Here is a 22,034-nt window from a genome sequence, read left to right on the forward strand (position 1 = left end):
ATCAGCGCCTCGCTACCTTGCGGGGATCGAGAACATCGCGCAGCGCTTCGCCGAGGAAGGTGAACGCGATTGTGGTCATGACAATGGGAAGTCCGGCGGCAACCGCGATATGGGGCGCCTGGCGGACATAGGTATAGCCTTCCGCCAGCATGTTGCCCCAACTCGATTGCGGCGGCTGAACGCCCTGTCCGAGAAAGCTGAGGCCTGATTCAATGCCGATGACGGCCGGAATATCCATCGCGACCAGCACGAAGATGGGTCCGATGAGATTGGGCAGGAGATGCGTGAGGGCAAGGCGAAACCGTGTGCTGCCGATCGCCTCGGCGGCAACCACGAAATCGGCATTGCGCAAAACCAGAACCTGATTGCGCACCACGCGGAAATAACCGGGCGCCATGGAGGCGGAAATCACAAAGATCAGCGTGGTCATCGAAGGGCCGTAGATCGAGACCAGCACCAGGGCAAACAGGACGAGCGGCAGCGATTTTACGGAATCGTTGACCAGTACGAGAAAGCTGTCGATGAATTTCGAACCCAGTCCGGCGATCATGCCCATCGCCATACCGGCGACGAGCGCGCCGGCAGTTCCGAGCAGCGCCACCTTGAAGGCGGTTCGGGTGCCATAGATCACGCGGCTCAGGAGATCGCGGCCGAGCTGGTCGGTGCCCAGCCAGTGGGCAAGCGAAGGGCCCTGCATCCGCACTCGCGGGGCGATCGCATTCGGGTCGTAGGGCGCGACCAGCGGGGCAGCGATGGCTGCAACAATGAAGAGAATGATGACGAGTGTCGCGATCGCGCCGGTCGGGTTGCACATCAGGCGTTTCAAGACGGCAAAGCGCTGCGGCGATTTTGCGGCGTCGACGATGTCGGTTGTGGCGTCGGTCAATGGTCAGCCCTTCTCCGCAAGGCGTGGATCGAGAATGGCAATGGCGATGTCGGCGAGGAAGTTGGCAACGACATAGAGCGCTGTCGTGACGACGACAGAGCCGAGGACGACAGGAAAATTGCGGCTGATGACTGCATCATAGGCCATGGAGCCGAGGCCGGGACGCGAGAACACCACCTCGACCAGCACGGCGCCCGACAGGAGGTTGCCCATCCCGACGCCGAGTACGGAGATCACCGGGATGATCGCGATTGGCAAAACGCAGCGCAGAACGATGTGCATCTTGCTGACGCCGAACGTCTGGAAGGTGCGCACGTGCGGTTCCGCCAGCGTTTCCAGCATGGCGACCCGCACCAGTCGGGCGATGTAGCCGACCCAGGCGACGCCGACGGCAAAGGCCGGCAAGATCAGATGATGGAACTGATCGCCGATATCGCCCGGCTCGCCCGCGCCGATTGACGGAAACCATTGGAGCTGAACGGAAAACAGGATCAGGGCATAGATCGCCATCAAAAAGGCGGGCAGGGCCACGACGCTGGTGGAAATCAGGCCAATGATGCGGTCGGTCCAGCTATCCGGCCTCAGCGCCGCCCATATGCCGAGAGGAATACCCATGACGGCTGCCCAGCCGAGACCGGTCACGGCGAGAAGAACGGTCTTGGGCAGCGCCGAGAGCACCATCTGCGTGACGGGGCGCTGATTGAGGATATCCGTCCCCAGATCGCCGTGAAGCAATGACCACAGGAAGTTCAGAGCCTGGATTGCCAGGGGCTGATCGAGCCCCATGCGCTGCCTGAAAGCTTCTTTCTGCAGTTCACTGGCGCGCGGTCCCAGAGCGATTGTCGCCGGGTCGCCGGGCACAGTGTAGATCAGGAGAAAGAGAATCGTCATGGCGACGAGCAGCACTGCTACGCCGAGCGCGAATCGTCTTGCGATATAGCTTGCCATTGGCTCCGTTTCGGTCGCTTGCGCGGGCAGGGCGTCCGGGAAGGAAGTCAGCGCCTGCCTGCGTTTCAAGACTTCTTAAGGGCAGTTTCGAAATACGCACCATAATATATTACAGTGTACATTGCCAATAAGGTATCAACCTTTTAAAGTCAACGGACGGAATCAGAATGGGGTGGAGCCGAATGGCGGCGGAGCGTGTTTTCAAGTGGCGAGATGATGTCGATGCGGGACGCGGCAGGTCTCCCTCGCTCACGGACAAGGCCTATGAGGGCATCCGAGAACGCATTGTCGAGCGCAGCCTGGAGCCCGGCCATGACTTCACCGAGGCGGAACTCGCACGTGATCTTCAGATGAGCAAGACGCCGGTGCGGGAGGCGCTGGCACGCCTTCAGATGGAAGGCTTCGTGCAGGCAATCCCGCGACGGGGCTATATGGTCACGCCGCTGCACATGTCCGCCATCAGGGACCTGTTTGCCTTCCGCGCTCTGGTGGATGGCGAAGCAGCCGCGCTTGCGGCCCGGAACCTCGCATCTGCGCATGCGGACGAACTGAAAGAGTTGCTCGAAGTCAGTGCGCTAAGCGCGCCGGCGATCAAGCCCGACGCCTCGGCGATTGCCCGGATGATCCGCATCGACAATGCCTTCCATGAGATCATTGCGCTTGCCTCCGGCAATGCCCGGCTCCATCGCTGTATCGTCGGCGTGCTCCGTGAGTTCGAGCGGTTCTACCATATCGAGGCCAGCCATCCGGAATTCTATGGATCGGATTTCGTCGGCCATTCTGATGTTTATGATGCGATTCTGAAGAGCGATCCTGAATATGCGCGCAAGACAATGCATGCTCATCTGGAAAGCTCTCGCCGCGTCCTCATCAAGGGTCTCACCGAAGGGCCTTCCGAGACCGGGGGGCAGTCCGCCTGGATATAGAGTGCTGAAGGATGAACCGAGCGAGGTCTCTCGGTGCCGGATCGGCCAGCACATGGCAGCCCGCGCGGCCTTCGCGGCTTGTCTGTTTGCAGGCTGGGGAAGCTTGCCGGCGACCGTCCGCAGCATTTTGCGCTGCCTGTTGGGACATTGACTGTCATGGCGGTTCGCGTCACAAGCGGGCAGGGCATCCGGCCCGTTTCACGATGTGACGGCAAAAGGGCGAGCTTTGAATATCTGGATTTTGACGGACGGCAAGATCGGGGATCGGGTGCAATGCCTTGGGGTTGTCTCGCGCCTTGGCGCCAGGGCCGAGGAGAAGGTCATTCTGCCCGGCAAGCCATGGGAATGGTGGATGCCGCACGGTCCGGTTCCGCCGAAACACAGGCCCGGCCGGCCGGAAAGCCCGATCTCGCCGCCTTATCCCGATGTCGCGATTGCAAGCGGCCGGCGGATGGTGCCCTATCTGAAGGCAGTCAAAAAGGCGTCCGCGGGGCGAACCTTTACGGTCTTTCTGAAGGATCCGCGCATCGGCGCGTCAGCGGCTGATCTCATCTGGATGCCGCGTCACGACAGGTTTCGCGCCGACAATGTGCTGGTGACCGACACAGGCCCCCATCCGCTGACTGAGGAAGCGATTTCAGAGGCCACCGGCGAGCGGCCGGAGGCCTGGGCGAAATTGCCTGCGCCCAGACTTGGCATTCTGATCGGCAATCCTGTGTCCGGCACGCGCGATGAGGATGCCGCGCTTGCGCACTTCCTTGCGCAGGTCGATCATGCAAAGGCCGAGGTCGGCAGCATCGTCGTTACCCAGTCGCGGCGCACGCCGGATGCCGTCATGACGGCATTGCGCGCGCGCCTTTCCGGTTTTCCACACTGGATCTGGTCGCCGGATGCCGAAGCCAATCCATATCGGGCGCTGCTCGGCTTTTGCGACATGCTGGCGGTAACGGGCGATTCCCACAACATGGTGAGCGAGGCCTTGTCCACCGGCAAACCGGTGTTCCCGTTGGTGCCGTATCACATCAACCCGAAGCTTGCAGGCTTTCTGAAACGGCTGGAGGCGGCGGGCCAGACCCGTCCGTTCGACGGGCCCCTTCGCCCCTATCGCTACGAGCGGGTTGATGCGACGGAAGAGATCGCCGAGGCAATCCGGCGCGGCCTAGCGGCGCATGGCCGCAAGGCTCCTTGATCAGGCCGGGCGATCAGGCAACCGTGATCGGATCCTCGGGAAAGGCGAGTTGTTCGCGGGCGCGCCATTCCGGCGTGACGTAATTGACGATCAATGATTTGCGTACGCCCTCGATCGGGCGCTGTTCGAAGCCGTGCCATGTATTGTTGGCCGGCACGAAAATCATTGCCAGGTTCGGCCCGAAGGGCGAGCGGCCGAAATGTTCCTCCTTCGAGGCATAGATATCGGTTCCGAGCTTCTCGTGGCCCGGTCCGTCGGACAGGTAGATCAGCAGGGTAAAGAGCTTCACGCCGATATCCGTGTGGGGCTCCAGCCAGAAGCCGTTCGTGTCCTGGGCGTATTCGATCCGAAGGCTCGACCCTTCGATATTGGTGCCGAACGTGTTCTGCACGACGGCTGCGACGTCAGGCGACTGGAAGGCTGCGGCCACAGCGGCGCAACTGTCGTATTTCGCCTTGTTCTCCTGATCGAAATAATGTCGGCTCTTGTTGTGAACCTCGCGCGTGCCCGACACGCCGCCGAGATCCGGCCGCGGAAAATCGAGCGACTGAAGATCGGCGAGCAGGGCCTCGGGAAACATCTCCTTGACCAGCCAGTGCCGGTAGGGCGTCGGGGTCGACTCAGCATTCGTGAATGCCGCTTTGACGTGTTCACCGACATTGCCGTATTTCGCTTCGTTCATTTTTGAAACCATTCTTCAATTAAACTGGCGCAACCGTACATGCATCGCCGACGCCGCACAACTGCAGTGGTGATGGCGACCGTGCCGGCTATTTACCGGGTTTTCCGGTCTTGCCCTTGCGCCTGCCGCGCTGCTTCTGTTCGGCCGGGTCCTCATAGGAACCCGCGCCGATCTTGCCGCGCTTGACGGGCTTGGCGTCGCCGCCGCGCGGCTTTTCGGTTCGCCCGACCGTCATTTCGTCCAGCGTGTTCTTGCGAAACAGCGGTTTGGCCGTGTCCGTGCCCGGGCCCATGTCATCGAGCGACGGGCGGGCAAAATAGGAGGTGCCTTCTTCGCCCGATGATTTCGGCGCGGCTTCGGCCTGGCGCGATTCCGCCTTTTCCAGCTTGTCGTCCATGCCCTCGAGCTCGGCGGCCTTCAGCCGCTTGATCTCGTCGCGCAGCCGTGCGGCGGTCTCGAAGTCGAGATCGGCGGCGGCATCGCGCATCTGCTTTTCCAGCGCCTCCAAATGAGCCTGCAGATTGTTGCCGACAAGGTGTCCATCCTTGGCAAAGCCCTTGCCGCCCTTGGCGCCGATATCCGCACGGACGTGGTCCTTTTCGTAGACCGAATCGAGAATGTCGGAGATCCGGGCCTTGACCGATTCCGGCGTGATGCCGTGTTCCTCGTTATAGGCGAGCTGTTTCTCGCGGCGGCGGCTGGTCTCATCCATGGCGCGCTGCATCGAGCCGGTGATCTGGTCGGCATAGAGAATGACCTGGCCGTCGACATTACGGGCCGCGCGGCCGATCGTCTGGATCAGCGAGGTCTCCGAACGGAGAAAACCTTCCTTGTCGGCGTCGAGAATGGCGACGAAACCGCATTCGGGGATATCGAGACCCTCGCGCAACAGGTTGATGCCGACCAGTACGTCGAAAGCGCCAAGACGCAGGTCGCGGATGATCTCGATGCGTTCCAGCGTGTCGATATCGGAATGCATATAGCGCACGCGGATGCCCTGTTCATGCAGATATTCGGTCAGATCCTCGGCCATGCGCTTGGTGAGCACGGTGACCAGCGTGCGATACCCCTTCGCCGCCACATCGCGGATTTCCGACAGCACATCGTCGACCTGGGTTTTCGCCGGGCGGATTTCGACCGGCGGGTCGATCAGCCCGGTCGGACGGATCACCTGTTCGGCGAAGACGCCGCCGGACTGTTCCATCTCCCAGCCGCCGGGCGTTGCAGAAACCGCGACCGTGTCCGGGCGCATTGCGTCCCACTCCTCGAAGCGAAGCGGCCGGTTGTCCATGCAGGAGGGCAGGCGGAAGCCGTATTCGGCGAGCGTCGCCTTGCGCCGGAAGTCGCCGCGATACATGCCGCCGATCTGCGGAATGGTGACGTGGCTCTCGTCGATGAAGATGAGCGCGTTGTCGGGAATATACTCGAACAGGGTCGGCGGCGGCTCGCCGGGCCTGCGACCGGTCAGGTAACGCGAATAGTTCTCGATTCCGGGGCAGGACCCGGTCGCCTCCATCATCTCGATATCGAATCGCGTGCGCTGTTCAAGCCGTTGCGCTTCCAGAAGACGTCCAGCCTTTTCAAGCTCTTGTAGGCGTCCCTTCAACTCTTCCTTGATGGACTTGATGGCTGCGTTCAGCGTCGGTCGCGGGGTGACATAGTGCGAATTGGCGTAGATTTTCACCGATTGCAGGTCACCGGTCTTCTGCCCGGTCAGCGGATCGAATTCGGTGATCTGGTCGATCTCGTCGCCGAACATGGAGATGCGCCAGGCGGCATCCTCAAGGTGGGCGGGGAAGATCTCGATCGTGTCGCCGCGCACGCGGAATGAGCCGCGCTGGAAATCCATGTCGCGGCGCTTGTATTGCTGGGCAACCAGGTCGGCCAGAAGTTGGCGCTGGTCGAGCGTATCGCCGACGGACATCTGGAAAGTCATCGCCGTATAGGTCTCGACCGAGCCGATACCATAGATGCAGGAGACCGAGGCAATGATGATGCAGTCGTCGCGCTCGAGGATCGCGCGGGTCGCGGCGTGGCGCATCCGGTCGATCTGCTCGTTGATCGAGGATTCCTTCTCGATATAGGTGTCCGAGCGCGGCACATAGGCTTCCGGCTGATAGTAGTCGTAGTAGGAGACGAAATACTCGACCGCATTGTCAGGGAAGAAGTTCTTGAACTCGGAATAGAGCTGCGCGGCAAGCGTCTTGTTCGGCGCCAGGATGACCGCCGGGCGCTGAGTCTCCTCGATCACCTTGGCCATGGTGAAGGTCTTGCCCGACCCGGTGACGCCGAGAAGAACCTGGCTGCGCTCGCCGTCGTTGAGGCCGCTGACCAGATCGCGGATCGCCGTCGGCTGGTCGCCGGAGGGTTTGTATTCGGTCTCCATGCGGATCGGGATGCCGCCTTCGGATTTTTCCGGACGGTCCGGCCGGTGCGGCGTCCAGATCTTGCCGTCCTTGAACAGCGGATTGCCGCTTTCGATCAATTTGGAAAGCGCATCGACCGTCGCGGTGATCGCGCCGGGGGCAAGGTTCTTGGCATCTTCCAGCGAGACATCGACACCTGAAACCGGATTGAGGCCGGCGGCGGCGCGCGTCTTCGGATCCGTCGACGCGCCGATCGAGACTCCGCGGGATGTCCGCCCGGCGGTCGCATCGCCGCTTTCCGCCGCTTTCCTGCGATGCTTGCCGGCGCGGGAGGCGAGCTTGCGCTGCGAGTCGGCTGTCTCGGCCTCCGCTTCGCGCTCCAGGCTTTCCAGCCAGTCGCTCATCGAACCGTCATAGCGTTCGCCCTCGAAGGGCGCCTGCGGCGCCTCCTCGAAACCGGGCTTTTCGGAGGATTTCCTAGGTGTTCTGGCCATGGGGCGAATATGGAGCCACCCGCCGAAAAAGAAAAGGGGTAGGGGCAAAGAAACGGAACAAATAAGAAACATTTTGGCGGTCGGCTTCAGTTCCTCAGCACGACATAGGCGCGGATGAAACCGTCATAGAGCATGCGGCCGCGCCAGAGGGCGAACGGCCAGACCCACCAGACGAACAGGACCAGAAGCGTGGCGGCGTTGAGCACGAGGATGTCGGCGATGGCGCGCTGGTCGGTTCCCACGGTCTCGAGCAGAGCGACGGCCTCCGTGACGGAAGAGGGGTTCGGCGCCTTGGACGCAATGACGAACTGAATGACATTGTTGGCAATCAACGGCCAGAACTTGAGATACTCCCGCGTAACGGTCTTGCCGGGCGAGAGCGGCGGCGGGTCCTTGGCCAGCGCGTCCGTGGTCACGCGGAGCGACATGAGCCGCTTGCCGGGCGTCCAGCCGAGGAAAATCATCGACAGCGCGAGCGCCAGCGGGAAGGCGAGGAGTTGGATCGTGGAGACGGCGCGCTCGATCAGCGGCGAGGGAAAGACAGGATCGCCGCTCTCGTCGAGCTGGATGGAAACGGAGCGGGTGAAGGTTCCGCCGTCTTCGCCGGTGCGGCTTTCGGTGACCGTGGCCAGGCGCTTCTGCGGCAGGAAGAAGCTGTCGACCGTGCAGGACTGCGCGCTCATTGCCGTGTCGCCGTCCTCCGTTCCTGGCCAGTTCTGTTCGATTTCGGCAAAGACCGGCAGGCTTCTGTCCGCCGGCTGGCAGATGCGGGTGTGGAAGAAGGAGCTGGCGACGCCATCCCTGAGCTGCGGGCTCGCCAATGCCAGAGCTCCGACCGCGAAGGTGGCGAGAATGCCGAAGATGACAAAGTCAATGAGAAGCGCCGCCAGACGACGCAGAAACAGGCGCGGCGGGCGCTGAGGGGCGGCGTTCCGGTCGGTCATGCTTCATCGTCCGCTTCGCTGATGGATGGCTGCTTCGTCTGCGGAACGGGGGCGGGCCTGCCGCTTGCATCCATCGCCACCATCACGAATTCGGCCTCGGTGACTTTCTCTCGGCGTGGCCGGTCGTGACGATGAACCCACGCCTCGACCTTTACCGTCATCGAGGTGCGGCCGATCCGGGCGAAGTCGGTATAAACGCAAAGCGTATCGCCGATCTTGACCGGTTTCTGAAAGGTGATCGAATTGACGGCGACAGTGACCGTTCGCATGCCGGCATGTTCCGACGCTGCGACGAAGGCGCCGAGATCCATCTGCGACATCACCCAACCGCCGAAAATGTCTCCGGCCGGGTTGGCGTTGGCGGGCATCGCCACGGTTCTGAGCGTCAGATCGCCCTTGGGTCTCTCGGTCACTGATTCTTCTCCTGCGGCCAGACTTGTTGCAATTTACCGCCCGTTTGGCCCGGCGCAAGTGCCGCCGCGCGGGCGAGGGCGCGGGCGGCAAAGCATTTGTTTACATATGTCTGTTTTACTCGCCCAAAGGTTTCAACCCCTGGGCATGATGAACGGTATGGCGTCTTTTTCTCATCTGCGAAACGCGGTTTCCTGCGCGACGATTTCTCTGGTTCTTGCCAGTTGTTCCATCGGCGGGCTGATGACATCGTTTTCCTTCGATACCAGCGACAAGGACACGCAGGTGGTCACGCGGAGCGAGGCGGAGAAGGCGAAGCCTGCCGTGGCCTCCGCTCCTGCGCCTCAGACCTCACCGGAAGACCTTGCCAGGGATGATCCGCCTCCTCAGTCCATCGAGCAGCTTATTGCCGAGACGGAGACATCGGCTGGCCTGCCGATCGACGGCTATCTTGGCTTCAATGCCACCGAGGATAAGTCGGACGTCGCATCGATCGCCGATACAGAGGCGAGGCTCGCCGAGGAACAGACGGCGGCCGCAGCGGCGAAGGATCCCGGCATTGACCCGATCAACACGGCCTCGCTTCTGCCCCATGTGGCTCCCGGCGCAGGTGCGGGGCAGGGGAGTGTTGCAGAGCCGAAGCAGAAGCGCATACCGGGCCTGATGCCGCTTGCCGAGCGGCAATGCCGCAGCGAACTCAACGCGATGGGGGTCACCTTTACCGATGTGGAGGCGATCGCCAAGGGTAGTCAATGCGGCATCGCCTATCCGGTCAGATTGCAAAAACTGCCGGGCAATATCGCGATCTCGCCGGATGTGACGGTCAATTGCGAGACCGCTCTTACCTTTGCCCAGTGGGTTCAGAACGATGTCGCGCCGGCCGTGCGCGTGCGCTACCTCACCGGCCTGAAATCGATCGAGACCATGGGCGGCTATTCTTGCCGCCGGGTCAACAATGGCACGAACTCGCGGACGATGTCGGAGCATTCGAAGGGGAATGCAATCGATATCGGCGGCTTCACACTCAATTCCGGCAAGACCATAGATGTCTCCCCGAAGGGCTTCTTTGCCTTCCGGGAGAAGGGGCTTTTGAAATCGGTCCGCGCCAGCGGGTGCGAGTATTTCAACACCGTGCTCGGTCCCGGCTATCCCAAGCATAATGATCATTTTCACTTTGATTTGAAGCAGCGCTCCTCCGGCAGGACCTACTGCAACTGATCGAGCTTCCGCAGAGCTGCGGATGCGTTCACGTCGAGAACTCTCCCGGCCTTCGGCTGTGCTCCTCACGATCTAGCGTGTCAAGCAAGAGCACGAAACGTTTCGCGTGGTCGTGCGTAACGTTTCGCGCGACGCAAAGGGGCTTTCGTCGCCGATCTGCCGGAGGAGTGGTGTTCGATTATGTTTGAATTATCACCCTAGGGTTGCGAATCTGCTGACGGCGATAGCTGCACGAAGGAGGCATGCGGGCAGCCGTCCTTGAGGCGATGTCTTTTTCTTAATGACAAGGCCGGAAGATCGGCATTAAGATCGGATCAGTCTCAGGGAGCTTGAAACGGACTCGGTACATACAGATATGAACGTCAACAAAGGCTGGTGTACGCGGCTTAAAATCTAGAGGACGCACGGAGTTAGTGAGAATGATCGCGATGTCGATCCGGATGCAGAACGACCCTTCGAAGAACGGGGGCAATCCGAACCGCGGAACGGCGGTGATCGCGCGCACCAAGCCCAAGACGAAGAAACCCAGCCTCTACCGGGTTCTCCTGTTGAATGATGACTACACACCAATGGAGTTTGTAATCCATATTCTGGAGCGTTTCTTCCAGAAGGATCGCGAGGCGGCGACCCGCATCATGCTGAATGTCCACAATAACGGCGTGGGCGAATGCGGGGTTTTCACCTATGAGGTGGCTGAGACCAAGGTCAGTCAGGTCATGGATTTTGCGCGTCAGCACCAACACCCATTGCAATGTGTCATGGAAAAGAAGTGAGGATCTGATCGTGCCAACATTCTCTCCCAGTCTCGAAAAGGCGCTGCATCAGGCTCTGACCTATGCAAATGACCGGCACCATGAATACGCGACGCTGGAGCACCTGCTCCTGGCGCTGATTGATGATGGAGATGCCGCCGCCGTCATGGGTGCCTGCAATGTCGACCTCGACGCTTTGCGAAAGATAGTCACCGAATATGTCGATACCGAACTTGCCAATCTGGTGACCGGTTATGACGAGGATTCCAAGCCGACCTCCGGCTTCCAGCGCGTGATCCAGCGCGCGGTGATCCACGTCCAGTCTTCCGGCCGCGAGGAGGTGACGGGCGCCAATGTGCTTGTCGCCATCTTTGCCGAGCGCGAAAGCCATGCGGCCTATTTCCTGCAGCAGCAGGAGATGACGCGCTACGATGCGGTCAATTATATCTCGCACGGGATCGGCAAGCGGCCGGGCTCGTCGGAAATCCGCACGCCGCGCGGCGCCAATTCCGAAAACGAGGATACCGATGGTGCGGCGCAGCAGGCCGATGAGAACGGGCGCAAGCAGCCCGACGCGCTGAAGGCCTATTGCGTCAATCTCAACGAGAAGGCGATGAGCGGGAAGATCGACCCGCTGATCGGCCGCGATGCCGAGGTCAACAGGACCATCCAGGTCCTGTGCCGCCGCTCGAAGAACAACCCGCTTTACGTCGGCGATCCCGGCGTGGGCAAGACGGCGATTGCCGAGGGTCTGGCCAAGCGGATCGTCGAAGGCAAGGTGCCGGAAGCACTCATCGATGCGACGATCTTCTCGCTCGACATGGGCACCCTTCTCGCCGGCACGCGCTATCGCGGTGACTTCGAGGAGCGGCTGAAGCAGGTGGTCAAGGAACTCGAGGAATATGAGGGGGCTGTGCTCTTCATCGACGAGATCCACACGGTGATCGGCGCGGGCGCCACCTCCGGCGGCGCCATGGATGCGTCGAACCTGCTGAAGCCCGCGCTTTCCTCCGGTGCGATCCGCTGCATCGGTTCGACCACCTACAAGGAATATCGCCAGTTCTTCGAGAAGGACCGCGCGCTGGTGCGCCGGTTCCAGAAGATCGATGTCAATGAGCCTTCAGTGGACGATGCCATCGCGATCATGAAGGGGCTGAAGCCCTATTTCGAGGAATACCACAATCTGCGCTACACCAACGACGCCATCAAGGCGGCGGTGGAGCTTTCCGCGCGCTATATCTCCGATCGCAAGCTGCCGGACAAGGCCATCGACGTGATCGATGAGAGCGGTGCTGCGCAGATGCTTCTTCCGGCGTCCCGCCGACGCAAGATGATCACCGAGAAGGAGATCGAGGCGACCGTCGCGACCATGGCTCGCATTCCGCCGAAATCCGTTTCTAAGGATGACGAGCAGGTTCTTGCCAATCTCGAGCAGGAACTGCGTTCGGTGGTCTACGGCCAGGACAAGGCGATCGATGCGCTTGCGACCTCGATCAAGCTTGCCCGCGCGGGTCTTCGAGAGCCCAACAAGCCGATCGGCTCCTACATCTTCTCCGGGCCCACGGGCGTCGGCAAGACCGAGGTGTCGAAGCAGCTTGCCTCCTCGCTTGGCGTCGAGCTTCTGCGCTTCGACATGTCGGAATATATGGAGCGGCACACGGTCTCGCGGCTGCTCGGCGCTCCTCCCGGCTATGTCGGTTTCGACCAGGGCGGCCTTCTGACCGACGGCGTCGACCAGCACCCGCATTGCGTTGTGCTCCTGGACGAGATCGAGAAGGCGCATCCGGACATCTACAACATCCTGTTGCAGGTCATGGATCACGGCTCGCTGACCGACCACAACGGCAAGAAGATCGATTTCCGCAACGTCATCCTGATCATGACGACCAATGCGGGGGCGAGCGAAATGTCGAAATCGGCGATCGGCTTCGGCTCCTCGCGGCGCACCGGTGACGATGAAGAGGCGCTCAACCGCATCTTCACGCCGGAGTTCCGCAACCGTCTGGATGCGATCATTCCCTTCGCGCCGCTGCCGACGGAGGTCATCCATCAGGTGGTGCAGAAGTTCGTCATGCAGCTCGAATCGCAGCTTTCCGAACGCAATGTCACCTTCGAACTCGAGGACAAGGCGGTCGAGTGGCTCGCCGAGCGTGGCTACGACGAGAAGATGGGCGCCCGCCCGCTCTCGCGCGTTATCCAGGAGCATATCAAGAAGCCTCTGGCGAACGAGATCCTGTTCGGCAAGCTCAAGAAGGGTGGCGTGGTCCGCGTAGATGTGAAGACGGACAAGGATGGCAAGGACGAGTTGACGCTCGACGCCATTCCGGACTCAACGCCCGTCAAGCCGTCGGAGCTGAAGTCGGACGGGCCGAAGGGCAAGTCAGGCAAGAAGGGCGGATCCAAATCCGATAAGTCTGCGGCCGATACATGATCGGCTGCCCCATGATGAAACGCAGAAACGCCGGGCTGACCGCCCGGCGTTTTCAATTTGACCGAAAAGAACCGTTGCGGCTCTAGAAATTCTTGGCGATGCCCAGGCCGCCATAGGTCAGGCCGCTGTTCGGGGTCGCGAGATCTGCGTTGGAGGAGTGGCGTACGGTGGCCGTAATGCTCCAGCTGTCATCGAGATCGACGCCGAAGGCGATATATTCGTGAAACAGTAGGTGGGAACCGATGCCTGGGCCGCGACCGCCAAACTCGTCGAGGCTTCCGTTCGACAGCGCTCCGCCGAAGCCGATATCGAGGAAGGTCGGTCCGGCGACGGGAAACTTCCAGCTCGCGCCGGCCATGATCTGCGATGCCTCGTCTGCCGTCGAGATACTGGCGCTCAGAAAGAAGCGCGGATGCAGGAACTTGTCGAACCCTTCGCGGCCTTCGCTGTGCAGCGGATCGAAGAACAGGCTCGGGATCAGGAAAACACCGCTTTCGAAATCGGAGTTGGATCCGAGCGAGGCCGCGACCTCGAAGCGGGCCTCATCGAAGATGCTCTCCTCGACGACCGGCGCCGAGCCCTGCGGCACTTCCGCGTCCGCTGCGAAAACCGACCCTGCGCCCAGCGCCAGATAGGCCATCATGGTCGCGGGTCTGAAATACGATACTGAAGTCATGCGTCTTTCCAATGATCAAATGCGGCGGATCGCCTCGAATGGCGCTCCGCCGCCAGCACGCATTACTGTCGATTCCGGCCCCAAGGTCAAGCGAAAGCTCCTGATCCGCCCGATTGCCGCGACAAAGAAAAGTCAGGCTGTGGCAAGCAAGCCGAGAGCCGATTCGAACAGGCGCCGTCCGTCCGTGCCCCCATGGGCGGGCTCGATCAGGTTTTCGGGATGTGGCATCATGCCGAGCACATTGCCTTCGGCGTTGATCAGGCCGGCGATGTCATTGATCGAGCCGTTGGGGTTGGTGCCTTCGGCATAGCGGAAGACGACCTGTCCATTGTCTTCGATGCGGGCGAGTTCTGCGGCCTCGGCAAAATAGTTGCCGTCATGATGGGCCACCGGGCAGTTGATGACTTCGCCCTCTCCATAGGCCGAGGTGAAGGCCGTGCGATTGTTGGCGACCTGCAGACGGACCTGGCGGCAGACGAATTTGAGCGAGGCGTTGCGCATCAGCGCGCCCGGCAAAAGACCGGCCTCAAGCAGGATCTGAAATCCGTTGCACACGCCGATGACGCGCACGCCGGCGCGCGCCTTTTCGGCCACCGCACGCATGACCGGCATGCGCGCCGCGATCGCCCCGCAGCGCAGATAGTCGCCATAGGAAAAGCCGCCTGGAATAATGATCAGGTCGGCATCCGGCAGTTCGGTCTCGGTCTGCCAGACGGGAATCGGGTCATGGCCGGAAATCGTGCGGATCGCGGCGAACATGTCGCGGTCGCGGTTCAGGCCCGGAAGCTGGATCAATGCGGTCTTCATGGCTTTCGCTCTCTTCCTGCGCTCAGGCCTGGGTCAGTTCGATCGCGTAATTCTCGATCACCATGTTGGCCAGAAGCTTCTCGCACATGGCCGCGACATCGGCCTCGGCCTTGGCGCGGTCATCGGTGTCGAGCGCAAGATCGAAGACCTTGCCCTGGCGCGCGCCGGCAAGCCCGTCGAAGCCGAGTCCGTGCAGGGCGCCTTCGATGGCCTTTCCCTGCGGATCGAGAACGCCGTTCTTCAAGGTAACGATGACACGTGCATTGATCACTGGTTCAATCCTCAATCTGCTATTTGACAAGTACCGGGCCGGCGGCGCGGGCGGGTTCGTTCTCGTTCATGATGCCAAGCCTGCGGGCAATCTCGGAATGGGCATTGGGTGCTGCGCCGCCGCGCGCGTCGCGGTCCATCCGCTGGCGCGTCTGCAGGTCGATGAGGCGGCAGGAATCCGGCGATATCTCGTCGGCCAGGATGATGCGCATCATGTCGCCCTCGAACAGGCGGCCGCATTCGATCTTGAAATCGACAAGCTGCATGCCGGCGCCGAGAAACAGGCCGGAGAGAAAATCGTTGATGCGGATCGCAAGCGCCACCATGTCATCGAGTTCCGGCGGCATGGCCCAGCCGAAGGCGGTGATGTGCTCTTCGGTCACCAGCGGGTTTTTCAGTTCGTCCGATTTCAGCGAAAACTCGACGATGGAACGGGGAAGGGGCGTGCCTTCCTCGATGCCGAGCCGGCGCGAGAGCGATCCGGCCGCGATATTGCGCACGGTAAGCACAAGCGGAATCATCTCCACCTCGCGCACCAGCTGTTCGCGCATGTTGAGGCGGCGGATGAAATGGGTCGGAATGCCGATCGCGTTCAGATGGCTGAAGACATATTCGGAGATGCGGTTGTTGAGCACGCCCTTGCCGTCAATGACCTCACCGGTAATGCCCGGCTCGGCGGCATCATCCTTGAAGAACTGGATCAGCGTTCCGGGCTCGGGGCCTTCGTAGAGGATCTTGCCCTTGCCTTCATAAACCCGGCGGCGACGATTCATTTTTTTCTCGCGTAGTTGGCGTGGCCTTGGCGCACGCGATATTTCTGTCTCTCTCGCTGGAATAGCGAAGTCGTGCGGCTTTCTCAATCAAAACCAAGCGTTTTTCAAGGCAATTGCGCGGACAGGCCGGCCGGCGGCCGCCATTGGAACCGATTTCATCTTGGATTTTAAACGATCTTATTAAAATAGTTAAATCCTGCTTCTTTTCAAACGTCAGTTTTGTCGCCATTCTCTTTGCAAGAGGAAACAGTGCGCCGTCTGCCGGCGCGATGGAGGTGGATATGTCCGGATCGATCTTTACCGATCGCGAGCGTGCCTTCGAGGCAGCCTATGTGCAGCAGGAAGCCGCGCGCTTTCGCGTCATCGCCCGGCGCAACCGGATGCTGGCTGCCTGGGCCGCAGAGCTTCTGGGGCGCGACGATCTCGAATTCTACGCCAGCGAAGTGATCGCCGCCGATTTCACCCATGCCGGGCATGACGATGTGCTGAAGAAGCTGATGCGTGATTTCGCCGAAGCGGAAATCGAGATCGACGAAGAGACCGTGCGGATGAAGATGCATGCCTTCCTGCAGGCAGCAAGCCGGCAGAGCGAGGGGGCCGAGTGATCAAGGCTCGTTCGGGTCAAGCATCATCACGCTGAGCGGGTCGCCGGGTTTTACCGGACCGTCTGCCGGCGGGCGAACGATCAGGCAGTCGGCGCTTGCTAGCGTGGCGATCAGCGATGAGTCCTGGCTTGAGCAGGGAGCGACCAAGGCGTTGGTGCGGTCGGTGAAACGCGCGCGCATATAGTGGCGGCGCGGGCCGTTGGGGCCGATCGCTTCGGCGGCGAAAGCGCGCATCAGGCGATTACGGGGCGCAAGCCGGGCAAGGCGACGGATCAATGGTTCGGCAAAGACCAGCGCGCAGACATAGGCGGAAACGGGATTGCCGGGCAGGCCCAGCACCTTCATGGCGTCGAGATTGCCGACCATGAGCGGCTTTCCCGGCCGCATCGCGATCTTCCAGAAATCAAGCGTCATTCCCATGGCCTGCAGGGTCGGGCCGACGAGATCGCGGTCGCCGACAGATGCCCCGCCGATGGTGATCAGGACATCCGCGCCCCATGCGCGGGCGCTGGCAACCGCAGCTTCTATCGCGGCTGCGTTGTCGCGGGCGATACCGAGGTCGCGGGTTTGCGTTCCGTTGGCGCGGGCGAGCGATTGCAGAGCGATTCCCGCCGAAGCGGAGATCTGCCCCGGACCCGGCACTTCGCCCGGCGGCACCAGTTCGTCGCCTGTGGCAAGCACGGCGATCTTCGGACGGCAATAGACGGGAAGAGTTCCATAACCGCCGGCAGCAGCCAGAGAAAGCGCGCGCGCTTCGAGCCGGCGGCCCTGTCGGAGCAGGGTCAGTCCTTCGCGAAAATCCTGCCCGGCGGGGCGTATGTTAGACCCACTTTTCGTAGGTTCAATAAGCTTGATGCGATCGCCGCCGACCGATTGGCAATCCTCCTGGATGACCACGCTGTCGGCGCCCGGCGGCAAGGGTGCGCCGGTGAAGATACGGACCGCCGTCCCGGGGGCTACGGTCTGGCGCGGCGTTTCGCCGGCAGCCACCGTGCCTATTACCGAGAGCAGCGCGCCGGCGGCATCTGCGTCGGCGGCCCTGACCGCGTAACCGTCCATGGCCGAGGCGCTGAAGGGCGGCTGGGTCACGCGCGCGGGAAGGTCTTCCGACAATATGCGCCCGTCAGCTTCGATCAGGTCCAGCGTTTCTGTGTTCGCAATTGCCCGCGTGTCGTCCAGCAGGATGGCGAGCGCCTCGTCAACGGGCAGAAGCGAGCCGGCCATGCCTCAGGTCTCCGATCGTTTGTAGTCGCCGCTTGCGCCGCCCGATTTTTCGACAAGGCGGATCGCGCCGATTTCCATCTCCCGGTCGGCCGCCTTGGCCATGTCGTAGATCGTCAGGCAGGCGACGGAAACGGCCGTCAGCGCTTCCATCTCGACGCCTGTCCGGCCCGTCAGCCGCGCGGTGGCGGTAACCCGAAGGCCGGGCAGGGCGGCATCGGCAACGATATCGACCGCGATCTTGGTGAGCATCAGCGGGTGACAGAGCGGAATGAGACTGGCGGTCTGCTTGGCGCCCATGATCCCGGCAAGGCGGGCCGTGGCGATGACGTCGCCCTTCTTCGCATTGCCGCTTTCAATCAACGCCAGCGTCTCGGGCTTCATGCGCACGAAACCTTCGGCCGTGGCCGTGCGAACGGTCTCGTCCTTGCCGCCGACATCGACCATATTGGCCGAGCCGTCGGCCGCGATATGGGTCAGATTTGCGGGCCTGTCGCTCATTGCGTCGGAAGCCCGGCGTCAACGCCAGTCAGAAGCGCGCGCGTCGCGCCTGCAATATCGTCCTTGCGCATCAGGCTCTCGCCGACGAGGAAGGTGGTGATGCCGCTCCTTGCCAGCCGCTGGCAATCGTCATGGACGAAGATGCCGCTTTCCCCGACGAGCAGCCGATCCTCCGGCATCATCTTGACCAGGCGTTCGCTGGTCTCAAGCGTAACCTCAAAATTCCTGAGATTACGGTTATTTATGCCGATCATCTGAGATGAAAGCTTAAGCGCGCGCTCGCATTCTTCCTCGTTATGGACCTCAATCAGTGCATCCATGGCCAGTTCGAAGGCGGTCTCTTCCAGCGCGCGCGCCTCGTCATCGGAAAGGCTTGCCATGATGATCAGGATGCAGTCGGCGCCCCAGGCACGGGCCTCGTGCACCTGATAGGGCTCGAACATGAAATCCTTGCGCAGCGCGGGCAGGGCGCAGGCATTGCGGGCGGCGGCCAGGAACTCGGGCGCGCCCTGGAAGCTCGGCGTATCGGTGAGCACCGAAAGACAGGCCGCGCCGCCCGCCTCATAAGCTGCGGCAAAGGCCGGCGGATCGAAATCCGGGCGAATCAACCCCTTGGAGGGGCTCGCCTTCTTGATCTCGGCGATCAGCCCGAACCGGTCCTCGTCCTGTTTGCGACGGAGTGCTTCCAGAAAGCCGCGCGGCTTTTCCTGATCGGCTGCGCGCGCCTTCAGGTCGTCGAGTGTGACCTTCGCCTTGGCGTCGGCGATCTCTTCGCGCTTATAGGCTTCGATCTTTCGCAGGATGTCGGTCATGGCCGGTCCTCAGCCTTCGCTTTTCTGGTTGGAGACGGCAACGAGCCGGTCGAGCGCGAGCGCCGCATTGCCGCTTTCAAGCGATTGGGCGGCGATCGTCATCGCGTCGGCAAGCGTCTCGCCCTTGCCGGCGATCATCAGGGCGGCGGCGGCATTGCAGAGCGAGATGTCGCGATAGGCGTTGCGCTCGCCGGAAAGCACCTTGCGCAGCGCCGCGGCATTGACCTTGCCGTCACCGCCGCGAAGCGCGTCGAGCGTCACCGCCTCGACGCCGAAATCCTTCGGCGTCAGCGAATATTCGCGGATCTTGCCGTCAGAGAGCTCGGCGATCCTGGTCGTTCCGGTCGTGGTGATCTCGTCGAGACCCTCGCCATGCACGACCCACACGGTCTCGGATCCGAGATCGCGCAGCACCTCGGCGAGCGGCACCAGCCATTGCGGCGAGAACACGCCGAGAAGCTGGCTCTTCACGCCGGCCGGATTCGAAAGCGGTCCCAGCAGATTGAAGATCGTGCGCGTGCCGAGTTCGACCCGGGAGGGGCCGACATGGCGCATGGCCGCATGGTGCTTCTGCGCGAACATGAAGCCGATGCCGGCTTCCGCCAGGCAGGCTTCGATGATCGCGGGCCCGGTGTCCAGTTCAACGCCAAGCTCCGACAGGCTGTCGGCCGTGCCGGACCGCGAGCTCAGCGCCCGGTTGCCATGCTTGGCAACGGTCACGCCGGCGCCTGCCGTCACGATGGCCGCGAGCGTCGAGATATTGTAGGTGCCGGCGCCGTCGCCACCGGTGCCAACGATATCGATCGCGTGTTCGGGCGCCTTGACCGGCAGCATCTTGGCCCGCATCGTCGTGACGGCGCCGACAATCTCGTCGACCGTCTCGCCCTTGACCCTGAGCGCGATCAGGAAGCCGCCGATCTGCGAGGGGGTGGCCTCGCCAGACATCAGGATATCGAAGGCATTGCGTGATTCTTCGGCCGTCAGGGACTGGCCGTCGGCGACCTTGGCGATGAAGGGCTTGAGTTCGGACATGGCTTCCTCTCGCTTACCGCAGGTTCACCGCCTGCTGGGCGAGCGTCTGGTTGATCGAGACGCCGTATTCGCTCTGCAGCTTGTTGATCATTTCATCGAGGATATCGTCTCCGGCAGACGAGGCAATGGCGGTGATGGCCTGATTGTCGCCGCTGGTCTCGAGCGTGTCGGAAGGGTTGACCACGGTTGCCACCGAAAGAACGATCTGCTCTGCGCCGCTGTCGCGCGGAGCGGTGGCCACGGTGCCAAGCGGGCCGCTGAAGGCTGCCGCGATCGCCTCGGGACCGAGATTGCTGTTCTGCGAGGTTCTCGTGATCGACGGGCTCTGCTGAACGTCGATGGCCAGATCGTCCGCCACCTGCTGCAGGCTCTCGCCGTTTTCGACGCGTTCCTTCAGCTCATTGGCCTTGGCGGCGAGCGCGTCGCGCTGCTGTTCGGCCGCCCAGTCCGCTTCCACCTGGCTGCGAACCTCGTCGAATGTCCGGTCACGCGGCGGCGTGATGTCATCGACCTCGTACCAGACGACGCCGCCGTCATTGAGGTTCAGCGGGAGGTTTTCGAGACCGGTATCGCTTTCGAAGGCAGCGCCGACAAGCTCGGTTCCAAGGGGGATGTCCTCGATCGGGTTACCGTTTTGGTCGCGTCCATTGGCATCGATCGCGTCGATCGTGACGGCCTGAAGTCCAAGGCTCTGGGCGGCTTCGGCCATGCTGGCGCCGCCGGCGCGCTGGTCTTCATACTGGTTCTCGACATTCAGAATGTCGTCGGCGGCCTGCTGTTCGGCAAGCTCGGTGCGGATCTGGTCTTCGACATCGGCAAAAGGCGTCGTGCTTTCCGGCTGAATGTCGGTCACGCGCAGGATCACCGGGCCGAAATTGCCCTGGACGACGCCGCTGACGCCGCCTGGCTGAGGAATGGCAAAGGCTGCAGAATCAATGGCCTGATCGGGGAACTGGCCCTTCTCGTAGATGCCGAGCGTGACGTCGGCGGTGGTTCGTCCGGCTTCGGAAATGAGCTGGTCGAAGGTCTTCGCGCCGTCGGCAAGGGCTTGCGCCGCTTGTTCGGCAGCGGCCTGATCGCTGAAGGTCAACTGCTGGATCCGGCGCTCTTCCGGCGTCGTGTAACTGGCGATCCGCGCTTCATAGTCGGCCCGCACCGCATCGTCGGAGATCGCACCGGGATCGGCGATATCGGACGGTCTGAGCGCGACATAGGCTATCTTGCGGTATTCGGGCGCGCGATAGGCTGCCTGTCTCTGTTCGAACCATGGCTGCAGAACGTCGTCGCCCGGCGACTTTATGGGTTCGACAAAGGCGTTGTTGAGCACGATGTAGTCGACCACGCGGCTCTGGCTGCGATATTCGCGGATCGCGTCGACCAGCGTTTCGGGCGGAACGAAGCCGTCGGCCATGCCGTCGACGATCTGGGAGCGCACAGCTACCTTGCTGCGCTCGGCCACATAGTCATCTTCGTTCAGGCCGACATTGCGCAGCAGCGCACTGAAGCGTTGGCGGTCGAATCGGCCGTCGGCGTTCTGGAAGGCCGGGTCCTGCGCAATAAGTTCGGCCAGCCGGTCTTCCGAAAGCCCGAGATTCATGTTGTCGGCGAGCTGGTCGAGGGCGGCGCCGGCAACGAGCTGGGCATAGACCTGCTGGTCGACGCCGATCATCCGGGCTTCCTCGCCAGTCAGGCGGCGGCCGAACTGGTTGCTGAGGCTGTTGATCTGGCGCTGGTAGGCCAGCCGGTACTCATTGGCCGAAACCGTCTTGTCTCCGACCTGAACGACCACGTCCGAATTGCCGGAAAACAGCGCGCTCGAAGCGCCCCAGACGCCGAACGAGATGATCAGCAGGATCAGGAGAAGTTTCGCGACCCATGTCTGGGCGCCTCTGCGCATTGTTTCGAGCATTCTTGTGCGGTCCCTGTGTTCCGATCCTTCGGGTTTGTGACGCTTCTTAGACGAAGATGCAACGGAATTGAAGACATAGCTGCATGTGCGACGAAAACACCGCCCGAACCGGATTAACCAAGCGCTAACCATAAACATTAAGCATGGCGGCCAATTCCCCCATCGCAAGAAGTTCTTAATT

Annotated in this window: 22 protein-coding genes; 6 read left to right on the plus strand and 16 right to left on the minus strand. The window is 61.8% G+C overall.

What is annotated here, in order from left to right; all coding sequences use genetic code 11:
- Nucleotide 1: 1 nt before the first annotated feature.
- Together GGR30_RS01600 and GGR30_RS01605 are read right to left on the minus strand one after the other, a co-directional pair.
- Nucleotides 2-886 (minus strand): ABC transporter permease, encoded by an 885-nt coding sequence (locus GGR30_RS01600; RefSeq protein ID WP_210287893.1) that lies wholly within the window; start codon nt 884-886, stop codon nt 2-4.
- A 3-nt stretch (nt 887-889) separates the two neighbouring features.
- Entirely contained in the window at nt 890-1,834 is a 945-nt protein-coding gene (locus GGR30_RS01605) for an ABC transporter permease (RefSeq protein WP_183481632.1), read from the minus strand.
- A 182-nt stretch (nt 1,835-2,016) separates the two neighbouring features.
- Here GGR30_RS01605 and GGR30_RS01610 point away from each other — a divergent pair, with 182 nt between their 5' ends.
- Entirely contained in the window at nt 2,017-2,760 is a 744-nt protein-coding gene (locus GGR30_RS01610) for a GntR family transcriptional regulator (protein ID WP_183481635.1), read from the plus strand.
- A gap of 226 nt (nt 2,761-2,986) precedes the next feature.
- Nucleotides 2,987-3,949: a mitochondrial fission ELM1 family protein gene (locus GGR30_RS01615; RefSeq protein ID WP_183481638.1), complete on the plus strand. Its 963-nt coding sequence runs from the start codon at nt 2,987-2,989 to the stop codon at nt 3,947-3,949.
- Between the two features lie 13 nt (nt 3,950-3,962).
- Here the strand turns inward: GGR30_RS01615 and GGR30_RS01620 are convergent, their stop codons facing one another.
- From GGR30_RS01620 to GGR30_RS01635, 4 genes are all read right to left on the minus strand, one after another.
- The gene (locus tag GGR30_RS01620) at nt 3,963-4,631 is read right to left on the minus strand and encodes a 2OG-Fe(II) oxygenase (protein ID WP_183481643.1); all 669 of its coding nucleotides are present in this window, start codon (nt 4,629-4,631) and stop codon (nt 3,963-3,965) included.
- 88 nt (nt 4,632-4,719) lie between these two features.
- Complete coding sequence (uvrB, locus tag GGR30_RS01625; protein WP_183481647.1) at nt 4,720-7,491, minus strand: excinuclease ABC subunit UvrB; 2,772 nt, start codon at nt 7,489-7,491, stop codon at nt 4,720-4,722.
- Nucleotides 7,492-7,577: 86 nt separating this feature from the next.
- Nucleotides 7,578-8,435 (minus strand): RDD family protein, encoded by an 858-nt coding sequence (locus tag GGR30_RS01630; protein WP_183481650.1) that lies wholly within the window; start codon nt 8,433-8,435, stop codon nt 7,578-7,580.
- Nucleotides 8,432-8,803: an acyl-CoA thioesterase gene (locus tag GGR30_RS01635; RefSeq protein WP_210287920.1), complete on the minus strand. Its 372-nt coding sequence runs from the start codon at nt 8,801-8,803 to the stop codon at nt 8,432-8,434. Before GGR30_RS01635 ends, GGR30_RS01630 begins: the two co-directional genes overlap by 4 nt.
- A gap of 202 nt (nt 8,804-9,005) precedes the next feature.
- Between GGR30_RS01635 and GGR30_RS01640 the strand changes: the two genes are divergently transcribed.
- The 3 genes from GGR30_RS01640 to clpA all read left to right on the plus strand — a co-directional run bounded on the left by GGR30_RS01640 (nt 9,006) and on the right by clpA (nt 13,247).
- Entirely contained in the window at nt 9,006-10,064 is a 1,059-nt protein-coding gene (locus tag GGR30_RS01640; RefSeq protein WP_183481658.1) for an extensin-like domain-containing protein, read from the plus strand.
- A 419-nt stretch (nt 10,065-10,483) separates the two neighbouring features.
- The gene (clpS, locus tag GGR30_RS01645) at nt 10,484-10,837 is read left to right on the plus strand and encodes an ATP-dependent Clp protease adapter ClpS (protein WP_024707881.1); all 354 of its coding nucleotides are present in this window, start codon (nt 10,484-10,486) and stop codon (nt 10,835-10,837) included.
- A gap of 10 nt (nt 10,838-10,847) precedes the next feature.
- Entirely contained in the window at nt 10,848-13,247 is a 2,400-nt protein-coding gene (clpA, locus tag GGR30_RS01650) for an ATP-dependent Clp protease ATP-binding subunit ClpA (RefSeq protein WP_183481662.1), read from the plus strand.
- 82 nt (nt 13,248-13,329) lie between these two features.
- Here clpA and GGR30_RS01655 read toward each other — a convergent pair whose 3' ends face one another.
- The 5 genes from GGR30_RS01655 to GGR30_RS01675 all read right to left on the minus strand — a co-directional run bounded on the left by GGR30_RS01655 (nt 13,330) and on the right by GGR30_RS01675 (nt 16,002).
- Nucleotides 13,330-13,923, minus strand: a complete 594-nt coding sequence (locus GGR30_RS01655) for an acyloxyacyl hydrolase (RefSeq protein ID WP_183481665.1) — start codon at nt 13,921-13,923, stop codon at nt 13,330-13,332.
- Nucleotides 13,924-14,055: 132 nt separating this feature from the next.
- The gene (gene purQ / locus GGR30_RS01660; protein ID WP_183481668.1) at nt 14,056-14,730 is read right to left on the minus strand and encodes a phosphoribosylformylglycinamidine synthase subunit PurQ; all 675 of its coding nucleotides are present in this window, start codon (nt 14,728-14,730) and stop codon (nt 14,056-14,058) included.
- A 22-nt stretch (nt 14,731-14,752) separates the two neighbouring features.
- Entirely contained in the window at nt 14,753-15,001 is a 249-nt protein-coding gene (purS, locus tag GGR30_RS01665) for a phosphoribosylformylglycinamidine synthase subunit PurS (RefSeq protein WP_183481671.1), read from the minus strand.
- Between the two features lie 19 nt (nt 15,002-15,020).
- Nucleotides 15,021-15,773: a phosphoribosylaminoimidazolesuccinocarboxamide synthase gene (locus GGR30_RS01670; RefSeq protein WP_183481674.1), complete on the minus strand. Its 753-nt coding sequence runs from the start codon at nt 15,771-15,773 to the stop codon at nt 15,021-15,023.
- On the minus strand, nt 15,748-16,002 hold the full coding sequence (locus GGR30_RS01675) for a hypothetical protein (RefSeq protein ID WP_183481677.1): 255 nt from the start codon (nt 16,000-16,002) through the stop codon (nt 15,748-15,750). Before GGR30_RS01675 ends, GGR30_RS01670 begins: the two co-directional genes overlap by 26 nt.
- 52 nt (nt 16,003-16,054) lie before the next feature.
- Here GGR30_RS01675 and GGR30_RS01680 point away from each other — a divergent pair, with 52 nt between their 5' ends.
- Nucleotides 16,055-16,378 carry a DUF1476 domain-containing protein gene (locus GGR30_RS01680; RefSeq protein WP_183481679.1) on the plus strand — a complete coding sequence of 108 codons (324 nt, stop codon included), beginning with the start codon at nt 16,055-16,057 and terminating at the stop codon, nt 16,376-16,378.
- Here GGR30_RS01680 and GGR30_RS01685 read toward each other — a convergent pair whose 3' ends face one another.
- The 5 genes from GGR30_RS01685 to GGR30_RS01705 are packed head-to-tail and all read right to left on the minus strand — an operon-like array spanning nt 16,379 to nt 21,853.
- Nucleotides 16,379-17,602 (minus strand): molybdopterin molybdotransferase MoeA, encoded by a 1,224-nt coding sequence (locus GGR30_RS01685; protein ID WP_183481682.1) that lies wholly within the window; start codon nt 17,600-17,602, stop codon nt 16,379-16,381.
- 3 nt (nt 17,603-17,605) lie between these two features.
- Entirely contained in the window at nt 17,606-18,100 is a 495-nt protein-coding gene (gene moaC, locus GGR30_RS01690) for a cyclic pyranopterin monophosphate synthase MoaC (protein ID WP_183481685.1), read from the minus strand.
- The gene (trpC, locus tag GGR30_RS01695) at nt 18,097-18,912 is read right to left on the minus strand and encodes an indole-3-glycerol phosphate synthase TrpC (protein WP_183481688.1); all 816 of its coding nucleotides are present in this window, start codon (nt 18,910-18,912) and stop codon (nt 18,097-18,099) included. Before trpC ends, moaC begins: the two co-directional genes overlap by 4 nt.
- A gap of 9 nt (nt 18,913-18,921) precedes the next feature.
- Nucleotides 18,922-19,944: an anthranilate phosphoribosyltransferase gene (trpD, locus tag GGR30_RS01700; protein ID WP_183481693.1), complete on the minus strand. Its 1,023-nt coding sequence runs from the start codon at nt 19,942-19,944 to the stop codon at nt 18,922-18,924.
- A 13-nt stretch (nt 19,945-19,957) separates the two neighbouring features.
- Entirely contained in the window at nt 19,958-21,853 is a 1,896-nt protein-coding gene (locus tag GGR30_RS01705) for a SurA N-terminal domain-containing protein (RefSeq protein WP_183481696.1), read from the minus strand.
- Nucleotides 21,854-22,034: the final 181 nt, after the last annotated feature.

The sequence above is a fragment of the Martelella radicis genome, from assembly GCF_014196625.1.
GTDB lineage: Bacteria > Pseudomonadota > Alphaproteobacteria > Rhizobiales > Rhizobiaceae > Martelella > Martelella radicis.

Excerpts from the sequence above, each read along its gene's own strand:
- GGR30_RS01605 (WP_183481632.1), bottom strand. The coding sequence starts at position 1,834 with ATGGCAAGCTATATCGCAAGACGATTCGCGCTCGGCGTAGCAGTGCTG.
- GGR30_RS01610 (WP_183481635.1), top strand. The coding sequence starts at position 2,017 with ATGGCGGCGGAGCGTGTTTTCAAGTGGCGAGATGATGTCGATGCGGGA.
- GGR30_RS01620 (WP_183481643.1), bottom strand. The coding sequence starts at position 4,631 with ATGAACGAAGCGAAATACGGCAATGTCGGTGAACACGTCAAAGCGGCA.
- uvrB (WP_183481647.1), bottom strand. The coding sequence starts at position 7,491 with ATGGCCAGAACACCTAGGAAATCCTCCGAAAAGCCCGGTTTCGAGGAG.
- GGR30_RS01630 (WP_183481650.1), bottom strand. The coding sequence starts at position 8,435 with ATGACCGACCGGAACGCCGCCCCTCAGCGCCCGCCGCGCCTGTTTCTG.
- GGR30_RS01635 (WP_210287920.1), bottom strand. The coding sequence starts at position 8,803 with ATGCCCGCCAACGCCAACCCGGCCGGAGACATTTTCGGCGGTTGGGTG.
- GGR30_RS01640 (WP_183481658.1), top strand. The coding sequence starts at position 9,006 with ATGGCGTCTTTTTCTCATCTGCGAAACGCGGTTTCCTGCGCGACGATT.
- clpS (WP_024707881.1), top strand. The coding sequence starts at position 10,484 with ATGATCGCGATGTCGATCCGGATGCAGAACGACCCTTCGAAGAACGGG.
- GGR30_RS01655 (WP_183481665.1), bottom strand. The coding sequence starts at position 13,923 with ATGACTTCAGTATCGTATTTCAGACCCGCGACCATGATGGCCTATCTG.
- purQ (WP_183481668.1), bottom strand. The coding sequence starts at position 14,730 with ATGAAGACCGCATTGATCCAGCTTCCGGGCCTGAACCGCGACCGCGAC.
- GGR30_RS01670 (WP_183481674.1), bottom strand. The coding sequence starts at position 15,773 with ATGAATCGTCGCCGCCGGGTTTATGAAGGCAAGGGCAAGATCCTCTAC.
- GGR30_RS01675 (WP_183481677.1), bottom strand. The coding sequence starts at position 16,002 with ATGGCGACAAAACTGACGTTTGAAAAGAAGCAGGATTTAACTATTTTA.
- GGR30_RS01680 (WP_183481679.1), top strand. The coding sequence starts at position 16,055 with ATGTCCGGATCGATCTTTACCGATCGCGAGCGTGCCTTCGAGGCAGCC.
- GGR30_RS01685 (WP_183481682.1), bottom strand. The coding sequence starts at position 17,602 with ATGGCCGGCTCGCTTCTGCCCGTTGACGAGGCGCTCGCCATCCTGCTG.
- moaC (WP_183481685.1), bottom strand. The coding sequence starts at position 18,100 with ATGAGCGACAGGCCCGCAAATCTGACCCATATCGCGGCCGACGGCTCG.
- trpC (WP_183481688.1), bottom strand. The coding sequence starts at position 18,912 with ATGACCGACATCCTGCGAAAGATCGAAGCCTATAAGCGCGAAGAGATC.
- trpD (WP_183481693.1), bottom strand. The coding sequence starts at position 19,944 with ATGTCCGAACTCAAGCCCTTCATCGCCAAGGTCGCCGACGGCCAGTCC.
- GGR30_RS01705 (WP_183481696.1), bottom strand. The coding sequence starts at position 21,853 with ATGCTCGAAACAATGCGCAGAGGCGCCCAGACATGGGTCGCGAAACTT.